Below are 14,503 nucleotides of genomic sequence, written 5' to 3' on the forward strand. Positions count from 1 at the left end.
TCCAATATGTGGGATTTTACATTGGATAAACTTATCCCATTTACGGGCGTTTAGTGGGTGGATTAAATAATCAACATACTGATAATAAAGAATTTAAATTAACTTATAGAAAGGTCAGTAAAATTTTAATTTTGTGAGTTAAATAGCACAAGCCTATGCGTTATTGTTCAATAACAAATATCCAGAACCCCCTAATGATTAGCAGGGTAATTATCAAGTTCACCACTTTGTATCTGTTTATTTCTGCTTTGATAATAACCTTAGTCACTAAATGTCATTTAGGATTCGTTTAATTAACTCTGATTAAAAAACATTCTATTGGCCTCGGGTAATTGTTAATAAAGTTCACAATTAAGTGGCTTTAACAGCGATCGGCCTTTGCACAATTCCTGCACTTCAGCGCACCATCGGTGCACAATGCGCCCTAAAAAGGGGCGCTGCGCGCGTCATTTTGGCGAAATATTTCATGTTCGATCACAAAAGCATGATTTCATTTTGTGAATGCATAAATCCGCTAAAGAAATTACTGCACATCAATCCCCATCAGACGAATATTCACTTTTTATGCACTTATAGTGAATAGTGGCACTGATTAACTCATTGATATTACGTCACTCAAAGCCATTTATGCATTTTTTCTGCTAGCTGGCACGCTTACTGCACTCTACAGTAGAGCTGCAATACAACAGCTTTTAACAATTTTAAAACAAAAGCTTCACCTGAAGTGAAGCAGGAGAAATGGCTATGTCACTGCAAGTTTCGCGTCACGATTTTGATCAATGGATGATGCCGGTTTATGCCCCTGCGGCTTTTGTACCGGTGCGTGCTGAAGGTTCAACCCTTTGGGATCAACAGGGAAAGGATTACATCGACTTTGCAGGTGGCATCGCGGTCAATGCCTTAGGACATGCGCATCCTGCTTTGCAACAGGCTCTGACAGAGCAAGCGAGCAAACTGTGGCACACCGGTAATGGTTACACCAATGAACCTATCTTGCGTCTGGCTAAGCAGTTAATAGATGCCACCTTTGCTGACCGCGTGTTCTTCTGTAACTCCGGTGCTGAAGCCAACGAAGCGGCACTTAAGCTGGCGCGTAAAGTGGCGCACGACCGATTTGGTGCGGAAAAAAATGGCATCGTGGCTTTCAATAACGCCTTCCATGGCCGCACGCTGTTCACGGTGACGGCCGGCGGTCAGCCCGCTTACTCGCGCGACTTCGCGCCGCTACCTCCCGCAATTCAGCATGCCAACTTCAATGACCTTGCCTCTGCTGCCGCTCTGATCAATGACCAGACCTGCGCCGTTATTGTTGAACCGATTCAAGGTGAAGGTGGGGTGCTACCTGCCGATCCGGCTTTCCTGCGTGGTTTACGCGAGTTGTGTGACAAACATCAGGCCACGCTGATTTTCGATGAAGTGCAAAGCGGTGTGGGCCGTACCGGTTCACTTTACGCCTACATGCACTATGGCGTGACGCCAGACGTCCTGACCACGGCGAAGGCGCTGGGCGGCGGCTTCCCGATTGGTGCCATGCTGACGCGTGAAGATCTGGCGCTGGTGATGGGTGTGGGCACACACGGTACCACTTATGGCGGTAACCCATTGGCGGGTGCCGTGGCGGGCAAAGTGATGGAGCTAATCAATCAGCCCGATTTTATGGCCGGTGTTTCTGAACGCCACCAGTGGTTTGTCGCAGCGTTGCAGGAGCTGAATCAACGCCTGCCAATCTTTAAAGAGATCCGTGGGCTGGGTCTGCTGATTGGTGCAGTGCTGAATGAAGATTTTGCTGGTAAGGCCAAGCAATTTAACCTCGCGGCTGCTGAAGAGGGCGTAATGGTGCTGATTGCCGGTGCTAACGTGGTGCGATTCGCGCCCGCGCTCAACATCAGTGAAGCTGAAGTAAAAGAAGGGCTGGCTCGTTTTGAACGTGCCTGCGCTCGCGTGCTATCAGGAGCCGCATCATGATGGTGATTCGCCCCGTTGAACGTGACGACTTAGCGCAGTTGCTGTCGCTGGCGGGCAAAACCGGGGGCGGTTTAACCTCGCTGCCTGCCGATAGTGAAACACTGAAAGCGCGTATTGAGCGGTCACTGCAGACCTGGCAGGGCACGTTATCCCGTGCTGAGCAGGGCTATGTGTTTGTGTTGGCCGATAGCGAAGATAACCGCGCCGTAGGCATCTGTGCCATTGAGGTAGCGGTAGGTTTGCAGGATCCCTGGTACAACTTCCGCGTTGGCACCCAGGTGCACGCCTCCAAAGAGTTAAATGTGTATGCCAGTTTGCCCACTCTGTCGCTGAGTAACGATCACACCGGCAGCAGTGAACTCTGTACGCTGTTTCTCGATCCTGACTATCGCGACGGGAAGAATGGTCATCTGTTATCAAAATCGCGCTTCCTGTTTATGGCGAATTTCCGTGATCGCTTTATGAAACATGTGGTGGCAGAGATGCGCGGCGTCAGTGACGACAACGGTCATTCACCGTTCTGGGACAGCGTCGGCAGCCGCTTCTTCTCGATGGAGTTTAGCGAGGCCGATTTCCTCAGCGGCACCGGGCAAAAAGCCTTTATTGCCGAGCTGATGCCTAAGCATCCTTTGTATATCCATTACCTGACTGAAGCGGCACAAAAGGTCATTGGCGAAGTGCATCCAAAAACTGCACCGGCACGCGCCGTTCTGGAAGCCGAAGGGTTTCGCTACCTCAACTATGTCGACATTTTTGACGGTGGCCCAACGCTGGAGTGCGAGATCGATCGCATCCGCGCCATTCGTAAAAGCCAAATGCTCCACGCGGAAGCGGGTGAAGCCGATGAAAACTGGCCGCTGTGCCTGGTGGCGAATAGCGATTACCAACATTTCCGTGTCGCGTTACTGCCGGTGGATATTGCATCGGGCAAGGTACGCATAAATGAAGCACAGCGCACCGCGTTGCGCTGTGAATTTGGCGATGCACTGCGTGTCGTTACGCTGTGCCGCGAGGAGAAAAAAGCATGACGCACTTTATTAATGGTCAGTGGGTGACGGGCGGCGCGGAGAGCTTTAGCAAACAGAACCCGGTCAGTGGTGAGACTCTCTGGCAGGGTAAAGCCGCGAGCGGTGCGCAGGTTGCTGCGGCCTGTGAAGCGGCACGTGCAGCGTTTCCGGCATGGGCACGGAAACCGGTCGCAGAACGTCAGGCGTTAGTGGAGGCTTTTGCCAAATTACTCGACAGCCATAAAACCGCCTTGGCAGAAACCATCGCCCGCGAAACCGGCAAACCGCGCTGGGAAACGCTGACTGAAGTGCAGGCAATGATCAATAAGATTGCCATCTCAGTCAAAGCCTACCACACGCGTACCGGTGAGCAGGCCGAAGGTGAGAGTTCGTTGCGCCATCGTCCGCACGGCGTGCTGGCTGTGTTTGGGCCGTACAATTTCCCGGGGCATCTGCCAAACGGCCATATTGTGCCTGCGTTACTGGCAGGGAACTGCGTGGTGTTTAAACCCAGTGAGTTGACGCCAATGACCGCCGAAAAAACCGTGGCGCTGTGGGAGCAGGCAGGTTTACCCGCAGGTGTGATAGCGCTAGTGCAGGGCGGTCGTGAAACGGGGCAGGCGCTGGCCCATGAGCCGCAAATCGATGGTTTGCTGTTTACCGGCAGCGCGGCCACCGGTTATCACCTGCATCGCCAGTTTGCCGGACAGCCGGAGAAGATGCTGGCGCTGGAGATGGGCGGCAATAATGCTTTGATTGTGGAGGACCCTGCCGATCTGGATGGTGCGGTACATATCGCTATTCAGTCTGCCTTTATCACTGCCGGGCAGCGTTGCACCTGCGCACGTCGTTTGCTGGTGAAAAGAGGTGCGGCAGGCGATGCCTTCCTGCAACGTTTGGTTGAAGTCACGGCGCGTTTGCAGCCTGGCGCATGGAACGCGGAGCCGCAACCCTTTATGGGCAGCGTGATTTCACCTACGGCTGCTGGTCACATTTTTGCTGCCTGGCAACAACTGATCGCTTCCGGCGGTAAAGTGCTGCTGGGCATGCACTGGCCTGACCGTGACAGCGCTATTCTCACACCGGGTATCATCGAGATGACTGGTGTGGCCAATCTGCCGGATGAAGAGGTGTTTGGGCCGCTGTTACAGGTCATCCGCTATGACGAGTATGAACAAGCCATTCAAATGGCAAACAACACGCGTTACGGACTGTCATGTGGGCTTATCTCTCCACAGCGTGCGCAGTTTGACCAGCTGTTGCTGGAAGCGCGTGCCGGGATTGTGAACTGGAACAAACCGCTGACGGGTGCCGCCAGTACCGCACCGTTTGGCGGCATAGGCGCTTCCGGCAACCATCGTGCCAGCGCCTGGTATGCAGCCGACTATTGTGCGTGGCCGATGGCTTCGCTGGAAAGCCCAAGTCTGGCGCTGCCAGGCAGCCTGTCACCGGGCCTCGATTTCTCCGCTGAGGAGTCTTTGTCATGAAGGCGTTTGAAGCCAATTTCGATGGGTTGGTCGGCCTGACGCACCATTACGCGGGATTGTCGTTTGGTAACGAAGCTTCGACGCGCAACCAGTTGCAGCCCTCTAATCCGCGTCTGGCGGCAAAGCAAGGACTGCTGAAAATGAAAGCGTTGGCTGATTTGGGCTTTGTGCAAGGGGTGATCCCGCCGCATGAGCGGCCCAATCTTCCTTTACTGCGCCAACTGGGTTTTAGCGGCACGGATGAGCAGGTATTGGCCAAAGCGGCACAGCAGGCGCCGCAGCTATTGTCTGCGGTGAGTTCGGCCTCCGCCATGTGGGTGGCGAACGCGGCAACGGTATCTCCTTCGGCAGACAGTGCCGATGGTCTTGTGCATTTCACCGTCGCTAATCTGAACAATAAGTTTCATCGCGCAATTGAAGCGCCGGAAACGGCCGATCTTTTGCGGGCCATTTTCCGCGATCCACAGCATTTCAGTGTGCATGACGCGTTGCCGCAAGTCGCGATGTTCGGCGATGAAGGAGCAGCGAACCATAACCGCTTTGGTGCCGAGTATGGTGATGCGGGCGTACAGCTGTTTATTTATGGCCGTGACGGGCAGCAGCAGGGTAATGTTCCTGCACGCTATCCGGCGCGTCAGACACGTGAGGCCAGTGAAGCGGTGGCGCGGCTGCATCAGCTTGACGGCAGCCGCACTGTGTTTGCGCAGCAGAATCCTGAGGTGATCGATCAGGGCGTCTTTCATAATGATGTGATCGCGGTGAGCAACCAGCAGGTGCTGTTCTGCCATCAGGAAGCCTTTGTCGATCAACCGCAGCTACTGCAACAACTGGCGGAAGCTGTGCCCGGTTTCCAGCCGATTGTGGTGCCGAGCAGTCAAGTTTCTGTCGCCGATGCGGTCAATACCTATCTGTTTAACAGCCAACTGTTGCGCCATCCGGACGGCGGTATGCTGTTGGTGCTGCCAGAGGAGTCGCGCCAGCACCCGGGCGTGTGGCGCTATCTGACGGAGCTGGTGGCAAGCGGTGGGCCGATTCGCGAGCTGAAAGTCTTTGACCTGCGTGAAAGCATGTACAACGGCGGCGGTCCGGCCTGTCTGCGTCTGCGTGTGGTGCTGACCGAAGCAGAACGGCAGGCGCTGAATCCGGCGGTGATGATGAATGACCGACTGTTCGCGACGCTGAATCAGTGGGTAGATCGACATTACCGTGACCGTTTAACCCAGGCTGATTTGGCCGATCCCCAATTGCTGCGTGAAGGACGTACCGCGCTGGATGAGCTGACTCAGCTGCTAGACTTAGGCAGTGTCTACGCATTTCAGCGTTAACACTGGGGGCGGGCGACAGGCCCGCCTCTGAGTGAGAAAGGAGAAATCATGCAGGACTTTTTACAGCAAACCTTGTCCGGTCAGCCACCTCGCCAGCGAGAAGGCCGTAATGACCATTTGAGCTGGCAGTGGCTCGACGAAGGCATCTTATCGCTGACCCCGCATCATGCGACTCATCAAGCGCTGGTACTGTCTGCCGGTATTCACGGCAACGAAACCGCGCCAGTCGAAATTCTTAATCTGTTGCTGACGCCGCTACTGCAGGGAGAAAAGCCGCTGGCAGTGCGTCTGCTGGTAATTTTAGGTAATCCCGCGGCGTTACGCAGTGGCAAGCGTTATCAGCAGTACGATATGAACCGGCTGTTTGGTGGACGCTGGCAGAAGGTGTCGGAACTGCCGGAAGCGCAGCGTGCGCTGCGGTTGGAGCAAGCACTGGAGAACTTCTGGCGCACTTGCCGCGATCATGAGGTGCGCTGGCATCTGGATCTGCATACGGCGATCCGCGGCTCTTATCATGCGCGCTTCGGCGTGATGCCGCTAAATCTCCAGCCATGGCCAGAAGCGTTCCTGCATTGGCTGGCGGCGGCAGAGCTGGAAGCGCTGGTGTTCCATCGCTCCCCTGGCGGAACCTTCACGCATTACAGCTGTGAACATCATGATGCAGCGAGCAGCACGCTGGAGCTGGGTAAAGCCTTACCCTTTGGTGAGAATGACCTTAATCAGTTTAGCGCGGTGCAGCGTGCCTTAGCGGCGCTGCTGTACGGTGAGAAACTGCCTGAGGTGCATGAAACACCGCGCCGTTATCGCGTGACGCAGCAAATCACCCGTCATGGAGACGATTTTGTGTTGCACATGGGGTCGGAAACCCTGAACTTTACTGCCTTCCCGCAGGGGACTTTGCTGGCAGAAGAGGGTGAGACACGCTATTACGTGCAGCAAGCGCGAGAGTATGTATTATTTCCCAATCCTAAGGTGGCGGCGGGATTGCGTGCGGGATTGATGCTGGTCGAAGAGAACGAACAGACGCAGGCGCTGTAAAAACTCCGATCATGTAGCTAGCGCCACCAGCGTCAAACCGTAGCGGCGCACTTTTTGCTGGGGTTGTTGTGAATCTGGTGCATGGCCCCATAAAGGCCAGCCCGATCGCAAAGAAATCTCGCATCCATGCAGATCGGCCGCCGCATCCCAGCGGCGGACGCTTTGCTCTTCGGGCTGGCCTTTACGGGACCTTAAGCATGATCGCTGCTGTTGTCCGTGATGGTCAATATTCTTTCCATGCGCTACTACGGTCGGGCGTCAGGGGCGGGCCTGAAGGTCGCGTCCGACAATATCTTGCATCCTTTAACAGACCGATATTTTCCTTCCTCAAATCCGACAATACCGTTACACTCCTCCTTAATTCCTGCGCATTTCTTCTTGATTGTCATACTCTTTTGCAATTCCTCACGCATTTCTTCTCTTTCTCTCCATGATTGCCTGATCTTTGTCTTTTATGCTTTCAGGGCTTTACTCAGCCTCTGAGTAGTTGACGTTTGGCGTCGTATGCTTGTTTCCGAAGACGCGACACACCTTGTCGTCATGAAACTGAATAGTAAGGACAATATTATGCGTAAACTCACTTCCCTGTTCCTGGCTACTACAATGGCTCTTGGTGCTGCCAACATCGTCCACGCTGCTGCGGACAACCTCACACCACCGCCAGCGGGTAGCGAAAAACCGATGCACAAGCCGCCGATGCGCCATCACGGCATGGAGATGATGTTTAAAGGCCTTAATCTGACTGACGCGCAGAAAGCCCAGATCAAAACCATCATGCGTGACAGCCATAAAGATATGAAACGTCCGTCGCTGGAAGAGCGCCGTGCGAACCACAGCATCATTGCTTCCGATACCTTCGATAAAGCGAAAGCAGAAGCGCAGGCCGAGAAAATGACTGCCAACGCGAAAGATCGTGCGCTGAAGATGATGGAAACTCAGAACAAGATTTACAACGTGCTGACACCAGAGCAGAAAAAACAGTACAACGCTAATTTTGAGAAACGTCTGACAGAGAAAGGCCCGCATGACGGTAAAATGCCGCCACCGCCGGCTGATGGTGAATAAGCCGTTTAGCTAATCGGTTTGAGACCGCCGACGTTGTCCACTGCATCTGATGCTTTGGGCAGCGTCGGCGGTTTTGTTTCTAAAGCTCAATCAGCGGGAAGACGCCAGAGAGTAGGGGGCGGCAGAGAATTTTGTAGCCGTCATGATCGAAGCCATGCCGCGCGCGCTGTAGTTGACGCGCTTCAGCCTCTGTTGTGACTGAACCCAGCCAGAACCAATGATCAATGACGTGGATTTGCGTCATCTCTGTACCGACTTCCACCATGCCAACGGGACCCTGCCACGGCCAACACACCACGCGCATCTGCTCTAGCGCCGCATGCAAACGTTGCTGATGCTCCTCAACCGATTCGTTGCCACAACAGGCTCCGGCACAGCGCTTTAGTGCGGCGCGGAAACAGCCTCGTCCTGGACTCAAGCGCTCTAATCCTAATAACCCATGGCACAACCGCTGTTCATCGGCGATGGATTTAAGCTTTTCCAGGGCGGCAAAACGACTGCGGAACAGACCGTAAAGATTGGGTGAGCAGGAGAAATCGAGATCTTTTGCGTAAACCACCTGCGGCGCGCCAGCGTCAAGTTGCAGTGAACAGAGCTGACGATTCTTACGCAGGCGTTTATTGAACAGCGGCTGCTGCGTTTTGATCATTTGCGCTTCAAGCAATTGCGCCCCCAAATCGCCGGCGGTGGGGATCCAAGTGACGCGTCGCGCCTGGCGCAACATGCTGGCTTCATCGGGCGTACGAAAATGCGCCATCACGCGACTGCGTAAGTTGACGCTTTTACCGATATACAAAGGTAAGTTTTCGCTGTCACCGTGAAAGGTGTACACCCCAGGCTGATTGGGTAATCCTTCCAGCCATTGGCGAAGATGTTCGGGATATTGATAAATGGCCGCCGCATCAAAATCGAGGCGGTGGCTGGCAGCACGTCTGACCAAAGCTCACTCCGATTACTGGTTGTTCGTCCAGTATATCAGGCAGGTGCTTATTTCGCCAACGCGTGGCTGAAGAGGGCGTTTCCCGCCGGTATTGCGGGAAACGCTAAGAGATTACTTCTTCCAGAAATCGTCAAACACAGTGATCGGTGGGCGACGTTTGTGTTCGGTTTTCAGATACCAGCCTTCGATGGTTTTCGCAGCGGCGGCATCAATGGTTTTACCTTCCAGATAGGCATCAATCTGCTGGTAAGTGACGCCAAGCGCGACTTCATCCTGCAAGCCAGGACGATCATCTTCCAGGTCAGCCGTTGGGTGCTTCAGGTAAAGATGTTCCGGGCAGCCCAGGGTTTTCAGCAATTGTTTGCCCTGACCTTTGTGCAGACGGAAGATTGGGTTAATGTCACTGCCGCCATCGCCGTATTTGGTGAAGAAACCAGTAATGGCTTCTGCCGCGTGGTCGGTGCCAACGACAACCCCTTTGGTCATCCCGGCGATGCTGTACTGCGCTTTCATACGCTCGCGGGCTTTCTCGTTACCGCGTACAAAATCAGAGACCACGATGCCCGCTTCTTTCAGCGCACGTTCACTGGCCAGAATCGCCTCTTTGATATTCACCACCAGCGTGCGGTCTGGCTGGATAAATGCCAGCGCATCCTGACAATCCTGTTCATCAGCCTGCACACCGTATGGCAGGCGCACCGCAATAAAGGTGTAATCGTTGTCACCGGTTTCTTCACGCAGCTCGCGAATGGCGGTTTGTGACAAGATGCCGGTGAGCGTAGAGTCCTGGCCGCCGCTGATACCCAGCACCAGGGTTTTTAAAAAGGGATTGGCTTTCAGGTAGGACTTCAGAAAATCAACGCTGACGCGGATTTCCTGCTGTGCATCGATAACGGGTTTTACACCCAGGGCTCCAATGATTTCCTGCTGCAGTGACATGAACCTCTCCTCAAGTCTGTAGCCTGACGGCACAATGCGAATCATTTGTTAAAGCTAACCCCTCTGCTGGCAAACAACAAGCCGCGAGGCTTGCTGTCGCACTTATTTGCAGGATTTTCAGGCGCTTTTAGGCTTTTTCGCCAATACGATGAACATTAAAATTGCCAGCATGAAGCAGCCAAAAATGGTGCCCGTCATGCTGACTACCGAGGTGCCTCCCAGTCCGGTGACGGGCACGCTGATGGCGCCCAGTGTAAACATGGTGACACCAATAACCGCTGAGGCACTGCCTGCGCGATGTCCCTGACTCTGCATCGCCAGTGATGACGCCGTGGTGGCAATCACACCGTTACTGGCGATGGTAAAGAACAACGCAACCAAAATCACCGGCAGCGCAGCGTGTGTCAGACCTGCCAGCAACAGGCAGCTTGACGCGACGAATGCCAGTGTTAACCCACCTTTCAGCACCCGATATTCACCCCATAGCGGACACAACCGGGCGCTGGTTTGTGATGCAATAATCAGACCGATGCCGTTAGCGGCGAAGCAGAAGCTGAACGCCTGCGGTGATAGACCATAGATTTGCTGCAGCACAAACGGCGATGCGCCGATGTAGGCAAACATCCCTGACATCATGAAACCTTGCGTCAGGCAGAAGCCCATAAAGGGACGATGGGTGACAACCTGACCCAGTGCGGCCCATGCGGAAAAGATCGAACCCTGGCTACGACGTTCAGCAGGCAAGGTTTCGTGTAGCTTCCAGCGCGCGAGGAAAATCAGTAACACCGCAATACAGCCCAACACCACGAAAATGCCGCGCCAGTTCAGCACCGTCATCAGCACGCCACCAAGCACCGGTGCACCAATCGGTGCCAGGCCGTTAACTAACATCAACAGCGCGAAGAAACGCGTTAATTCATGGCCGCTGTACATATCGCGCGCGATTGCACGGGACAGAACTGCGCCGCCCGCGCCCGCTAAGCCTTCAAACAGGCGAGCAACCAGCAGTGAATGAATGTCTTTTGCCAGTGCGCAGCCAATGGAGGCAATAAACAGCAGCACCAACGACAACAGCAACGGTTTAATACGACCGAATTTGTCGCTCATGGGACCAAACAGCAGTTGGCCTGCGCCCAGACCCAGCAGACCGGCGGTTAAACTCAGCTGTGCGGTGGCGGTTTCGGTGTGCAGATCGCGCGCCAGTTCTGGTAGTGCGGGTAAATACAGGTCGATACATAACGGCCCGAGTGCCGCCAGCAAGCCGAGCGTAATGGCGTAAACCAGCCGATTAGAGTGTGCAGGTGTCATTGATCCTCTGTTTTCTTTCTGTCTTAAGATTTTTTTGCCGGAGGATTATACGAAGCGGGAGGCCGCAACACAGCAACTTTACGAAAAACTAACGCTTCAGAATGGGCTGAAAGCGAAGCCAGTGATTTGATAAATCTGGATTTATGTTCCAGGATTAGTGTGACATGGACAAAGTATGAGGAATATAAAGATGAATAAAGTGCTGGGATGTATCGCTACCGCGTTAACGCTGGTAGCCCTGTCTGGTTGTACGACTTATGACAAAGCCGAAAGCTATGTGACTAAGCCGGTGGTGAAGGATGTGAAAAAAGGCATGACCCGCGACCAGGTTCGCCAGATTGCTGGACCGCCGTCGACTGAAATTACCATGGTGCATGCCCGTGGTACTTGCCAGACTTATGTTATCGGTGAGCGTGATGGTAAACAACAAACCTACTTCGTGAGTTATAACGATGTGGGTCGCGTAATGAATTACGGTTTCCAGAGCTGCAAAGATTACGATACTGACCCGCAAGCCGCACAGTAAGCGTGACAGATTAACGAAGCGGCCCGTCTTAGACGGGCCGTTTTTCGTTGGGCTTAGAGTCCGTATGGACGCGGCACCTCGACATAATTACCACCGACTTCTCGCTGATAATAGTGGCCTTCCTGCACATAGTAGCGTTTACCGTTGAAATCCAGCACCCGCATACCGCCTTCTGGTGGCGCTTCAGGCGCTTGCACCACGACATAGGTGTCACCCTGACGCTGGTAGTAGTTGCCATTCAGCATGTAATAGGTCAGGCCGCCGATCAGCACTGCAGTTGCTGCTTCAGGTAAGAAGCGCAGCGGGCCGGGGCCACCCCAACGTGGACCGCCACCCCAATGTGGACCCGGACCCGGTCCCCATCCGTAAGGGTGGGCAAAACTCATGGCTGGTGTTAATAAGGTTAACGCCAGCACCGAGGCGATAACGTTTTTCATCGGTGATTCTCCTGCTATGACTGATAGCAGAATTAGCCTTTGCACGCTAAAACTCAAGTGAAAAATGGCTGATTTTTCGTCTGTTTACCATGCTTAACACTTTCCTGACGCGGGCACCACGATTAGGCTGAATTGCGGAGCTGAAGCCAAAAAAAACGGCAGGCTTTGCGGCCTGCCGTTGTCTGGCTGGGGAAGATTAACGGTGCGCCAGTTCGGCGTGTTCGTCACTTTCCAGTACTTTTTTATCGGTCAAACCGAGCCAGCGGCTGGTCAAAGAACCGGCCGTCATCGAGCCATTGACGTTCAAGGCGGTACGGCCCATATCAATTAACGGTTCGATGGAGATCAACAGGGCGACTAACGTCACTGGCAGGCCCATCGCAGGCAAGACAATCAGTGCCGCGAAGGTGGCACCACCCCCCACGCCAGCCACACCGGCAGAGCTCAGAGTGACGATACCGACCAGGGTGGCAATCCACATCGGATCAAATGGGTTGATGCCCACGGTTGGCGCAACCATCACCGCCAACATGGTCGGATAGAGACCGGCACAACCGTTCTGACCGATAGTGGCACCAAACGAGGCAGAGAAGCTGGCAATCGATTCTGGCACACCCAGGCGGCGCGTCTGCGTCTCCACATTCAACGGAATGCTGGCCGCGCTGGAACGGCTGGTGAAGGCGAAGGTAATCACTGGCCACACTTTGCGGAAGAAACGCATTGGGTTAATGCCATTAACTGACAGCAGCAGGGCATGCACTCCGAACATGATGGCCAGACCGAGGTAAGAAGCCACCACAAAACCACCCAGTTTGATGATGTCTTGCAGATTGGAACCCGCTACCACTTTGGTCATTAACGCCAGCACACCGTAAGGGGTCAGCTTCATGATCAAACGCACCAGCTTCATCACCCAGGATTGCAGGGTATCGATAGCCACCAGTACACGCTCGCCTTTGGCTTTGTCATCCTTCAGCAACTGCAAAGCAGCCACACCAAGGAAGGCGGCAAAAATCACCACGCTGATGATTGACGTTGGGTTAGCCCCCGCCATGTCCGCAAACGGATTTTTCGGGATAAAGGAGAGCAGTAACTGCGGCGTGCTCAAATCAGCCACTTTGCCGACATAGTTACTTTGAATCGCGCTCAGACGCGCGGTTTCCTGGGCACCTTGCACCAGACCTTCCGCGCTCAGGCCAAACAGTCCGGTGACCAGCACGCCCACCAAGGCAGAGATGGCGGTGGTAAACAGCAGCACACCTATGGTCAGTACGCTGATTTTGCCCAGTGAAGAAGCATTATGCAGACGCGCAACGGCACTGAGGATAGAGGCAAACACCAACGGCATGACGATCATCTGCAGCAACTGCACATAGCCATTACCGACAATATTGAACCAGCTAATCGAGTCCTTCACGACCGGGCTGTTCTCACCATAAATGGTTTGCAGCGCCAAACCGAAAAACACGCCAAACACCAGACCGGTGAGTACGCGCTTCGACAAACTCCAGCTTTGGTTGCCAATGCGATTGAGAACAATCAGCAGCGCGACAAAGGCCACGATATTAAGAATGAGGGGAAAATCCATGCTCGACTCCAGAGATGAGCCGCGCAGCGTCATGAGCTGGCGCGGAAAATAGTCAATTCCCGTCAGGGAATGTCAGGAATGTTACCAGTTCATGAAAGTGCAGGCTTATATCCAAAAAGAATGGCTTATAACTTAATATCGCAATTTGTATGCTTATTGCTCTTTCTGTCCGTTAATTACCCGACCCACCCCATTTTGTAGCGTATTAAACAGTTGTTCTGGCCAGCCGTTAGCACCAAAAGAGGGCGTGCCGGGCGGGAACCACAGTGCATAACCCACCAATGCCAGGCACAACGCACGCTCCAGTTGATTGCCTTTCTGGCTATTAAGTAAAGGTAAGCGAAAGCGCCAGCGGCAGGGCCACAGCAGTGGGACGCCAGCGGGGGTAAGCATATCGGCGATGATATGGCTGAGATAACCCAGCGTCATGCCCTGCAACACATCTGCGGGTAAAAACCAGTCGACGGGAACATTAATCTGGAACAGCCACAAGCTGACCGCGACCGCCAGTAAGCTGTGCGTAAAGCCGCGATGCCCGAAGGCGCGCGCTATCGGATGGGATATCCATCTTAAACGCTGGCCCAGCACGGATTTAGGATGGTCAATATCGGGCAGCAGGCAAGTCAACAGCGCAGCAGGCACAAGATGCCACCAATCGGCGCTGGCCAATACCGGCGTCAACTCCGCGCGCTTGGCAAAAATCGCGCTGGCAATGGCAAAAATGATATGGCCTTCGGCCGTCATGATGAAACCTGGCTGCAAAAACTGTCGATGCATCCAGTATAGGGATTTATCCAGTAAATGAGAATGGTGACGCTGTAACGAAGCGTGAATATTTTTCACTTCCCCGCGTCATAATGACGCGGGAAAAGAACAGG

At 53.9% G+C, this 14,503-nt stretch carries 13 protein-coding genes; 7 read left to right on the forward strand and 6 right to left on the reverse strand.

Going from position 1 to position 14,503, the window contains the following annotated elements:
• The first annotated feature begins 744 nt into the window (after nt 1–744).
• The 6 genes from QMZ30_RS12860 to spy all read left to right on the forward strand — a co-directional run bounded on the left by QMZ30_RS12860 (nt 745) and on the right by spy (nt 7,887).
• On the forward strand, nt 745–1,965 hold the full coding sequence (locus QMZ30_RS12860; protein ID WP_283227675.1) for an aspartate aminotransferase family protein: 1,221 nt from the start codon (nt 745–747) through the stop codon (nt 1,963–1,965).
• Complete coding sequence (astA, locus tag QMZ30_RS12865) at nt 1,962–2,993, forward strand: arginine N-succinyltransferase (RefSeq protein ID WP_283227676.1); 1,032 nt, start codon at nt 1,962–1,964, stop codon at nt 2,991–2,993. The genes QMZ30_RS12860 and astA overlap by 4 nt, the downstream gene beginning before the upstream one ends.
• Nucleotides 2,990–4,459, forward strand: a complete 1,470-nt coding sequence (gene astD, locus QMZ30_RS12870; RefSeq protein WP_283227677.1) for a succinylglutamate-semialdehyde dehydrogenase — start codon at nt 2,990–2,992, stop codon at nt 4,457–4,459. Before astA ends, astD begins: the two co-directional genes overlap by 4 nt.
• A complete protein-coding gene (gene astB / locus QMZ30_RS12875) occupies nt 4,456–5,784 on the forward strand; it encodes an N-succinylarginine dihydrolase (protein WP_283227678.1) in 1,329 nt (442 codons plus the stop codon). The genes astD and astB overlap by 4 nt, the downstream gene beginning before the upstream one ends.
• Before the next feature lie 48 nt (nt 5,785–5,832).
• Nucleotides 5,833–6,822 carry a succinylglutamate desuccinylase gene (astE, locus tag QMZ30_RS12880; protein ID WP_283227679.1) on the forward strand — a complete coding sequence of 330 codons (990 nt, stop codon included), beginning with the start codon at nt 5,833–5,835 and terminating at the stop codon, nt 6,820–6,822.
• Between the two features lie 567 nt (nt 6,823–7,389).
• Entirely contained in the window at nt 7,390–7,887 is a 498-nt protein-coding gene (spy, locus tag QMZ30_RS12885) for an ATP-independent periplasmic protein-refolding chaperone Spy (protein WP_039335930.1), read from the forward strand.
• A gap of 79 nt (nt 7,888–7,966) precedes the next feature.
• On the opposite strand, the gene cho is transcribed toward spy, so the two are convergent.
• From cho to QMZ30_RS12900, 3 genes are all read right to left on the reverse strand, one after another.
• Nucleotides 7,967–8,827 carry an excinuclease Cho gene (gene cho / locus QMZ30_RS12890; RefSeq protein ID WP_283227680.1) on the reverse strand — a complete coding sequence of 287 codons (861 nt, stop codon included), beginning with the start codon at nt 8,825–8,827 and terminating at the stop codon, nt 7,967–7,969.
• A 111-nt stretch (nt 8,828–8,938) separates the two neighbouring features.
• A complete protein-coding gene (nadE, locus tag QMZ30_RS12895; RefSeq protein WP_283227681.1) occupies nt 8,939–9,766 on the reverse strand; it encodes an NAD(+) synthase in 828 nt (275 codons plus the stop codon).
• A gap of 117 nt (nt 9,767–9,883) precedes the next feature.
• Nucleotides 9,884–11,074, reverse strand: coding sequence for a multidrug effflux MFS transporter (locus QMZ30_RS12900; RefSeq protein WP_283227682.1), 1,191 nt, complete (start codon nt 11,072–11,074; stop codon nt 9,884–9,886).
• Between the two features lie 190 nt (nt 11,075–11,264).
• On the opposite strand from QMZ30_RS12900, the gene osmE reads away from it, so the two are divergent.
• On the forward strand, nt 11,265–11,600 hold the full coding sequence (gene osmE, locus QMZ30_RS12905; RefSeq protein WP_039335923.1) for an osmotically-inducible lipoprotein OsmE: 336 nt from the start codon (nt 11,265–11,267) through the stop codon (nt 11,598–11,600).
• A gap of 53 nt (nt 11,601–11,653) precedes the next feature.
• Here osmE and QMZ30_RS12910 read toward each other — a convergent pair whose 3' ends face one another.
• The 3 genes from QMZ30_RS12910 to QMZ30_RS12920 all read right to left on the reverse strand — a co-directional run bounded on the left by QMZ30_RS12910 (nt 11,654) and on the right by QMZ30_RS12920 (nt 14,369).
• Complete coding sequence (locus tag QMZ30_RS12910) at nt 11,654–12,037, reverse strand: DUF6515 family protein (RefSeq protein WP_283227683.1); 384 nt, start codon at nt 12,035–12,037, stop codon at nt 11,654–11,656.
• Nucleotides 12,038–12,233: 196 nt separating this feature from the next.
• Entirely contained in the window at nt 12,234–13,625 is a 1,392-nt protein-coding gene (locus tag QMZ30_RS12915; protein WP_283227684.1) for an L-cystine transporter, read from the reverse strand.
• A 153-nt stretch (nt 13,626–13,778) separates the two neighbouring features.
• Nucleotides 13,779–14,369 carry a metal-dependent hydrolase gene (locus QMZ30_RS12920; protein WP_283227685.1) on the reverse strand — a complete coding sequence of 197 codons (591 nt, stop codon included), beginning with the start codon at nt 14,367–14,369 and terminating at the stop codon, nt 13,779–13,781.
• Between the last annotated feature and the right edge of the window lie 134 nt (nt 14,370–14,503).

The organism is Pantoea sp. EA-12 (genome assembly GCF_030053355.1).
In the GTDB taxonomy this organism is placed as follows: domain Bacteria; phylum Pseudomonadota; class Gammaproteobacteria; order Enterobacterales; family Enterobacteriaceae; genus Pantoea; species Pantoea vagans_C.

Bases quoted from the DNA above. Each gene is read 5' to 3' on its own strand.
- osmE (WP_039335923.1), top strand. From the start codon at position 11,265: ATGAATAAAGTGCTGGGATGTATCGCTACCGCGTTAACGCTGGTAGCC.
- astE (WP_283227679.1), top strand. From the start codon at position 5,833: ATGCAGGACTTTTTACAGCAAACCTTGTCCGGTCAGCCACCTCGCCAG.
- QMZ30_RS12910 (WP_283227683.1), bottom strand. From the start codon at position 12,037: ATGAAAAACGTTATCGCCTCGGTGCTGGCGTTAACCTTATTAACACCA.
- astA (WP_283227676.1), top strand. From the start codon at position 1,962: ATGATGGTGATTCGCCCCGTTGAACGTGACGACTTAGCGCAGTTGCTG.
- astB (WP_283227678.1), top strand. From the start codon at position 4,456: ATGAAGGCGTTTGAAGCCAATTTCGATGGGTTGGTCGGCCTGACGCAC.
- astD (WP_283227677.1), top strand. From the start codon at position 2,990: ATGACGCACTTTATTAATGGTCAGTGGGTGACGGGCGGCGCGGAGAGC.
- spy (WP_039335930.1), top strand. From the start codon at position 7,390: ATGCGTAAACTCACTTCCCTGTTCCTGGCTACTACAATGGCTCTTGGT.
- QMZ30_RS12915 (WP_283227684.1), bottom strand. From the start codon at position 13,625: ATGGATTTTCCCCTCATTCTTAATATCGTGGCCTTTGTCGCGCTGCTG.
- QMZ30_RS12900 (WP_283227682.1), bottom strand. From the start codon at position 11,074: ATGACACCTGCACACTCTAATCGGCTGGTTTACGCCATTACGCTCGGC.
- nadE (WP_283227681.1), bottom strand. From the start codon at position 9,766: ATGTCACTGCAGCAGGAAATCATTGGAGCCCTGGGTGTAAAACCCGTT.
- QMZ30_RS12920 (WP_283227685.1), bottom strand. From the start codon at position 14,369: ATGACGGCCGAAGGCCATATCATTTTTGCCATTGCCAGCGCGATTTTT.
- QMZ30_RS12860 (WP_283227675.1), top strand. From the start codon at position 745: ATGTCACTGCAAGTTTCGCGTCACGATTTTGATCAATGGATGATGCCG.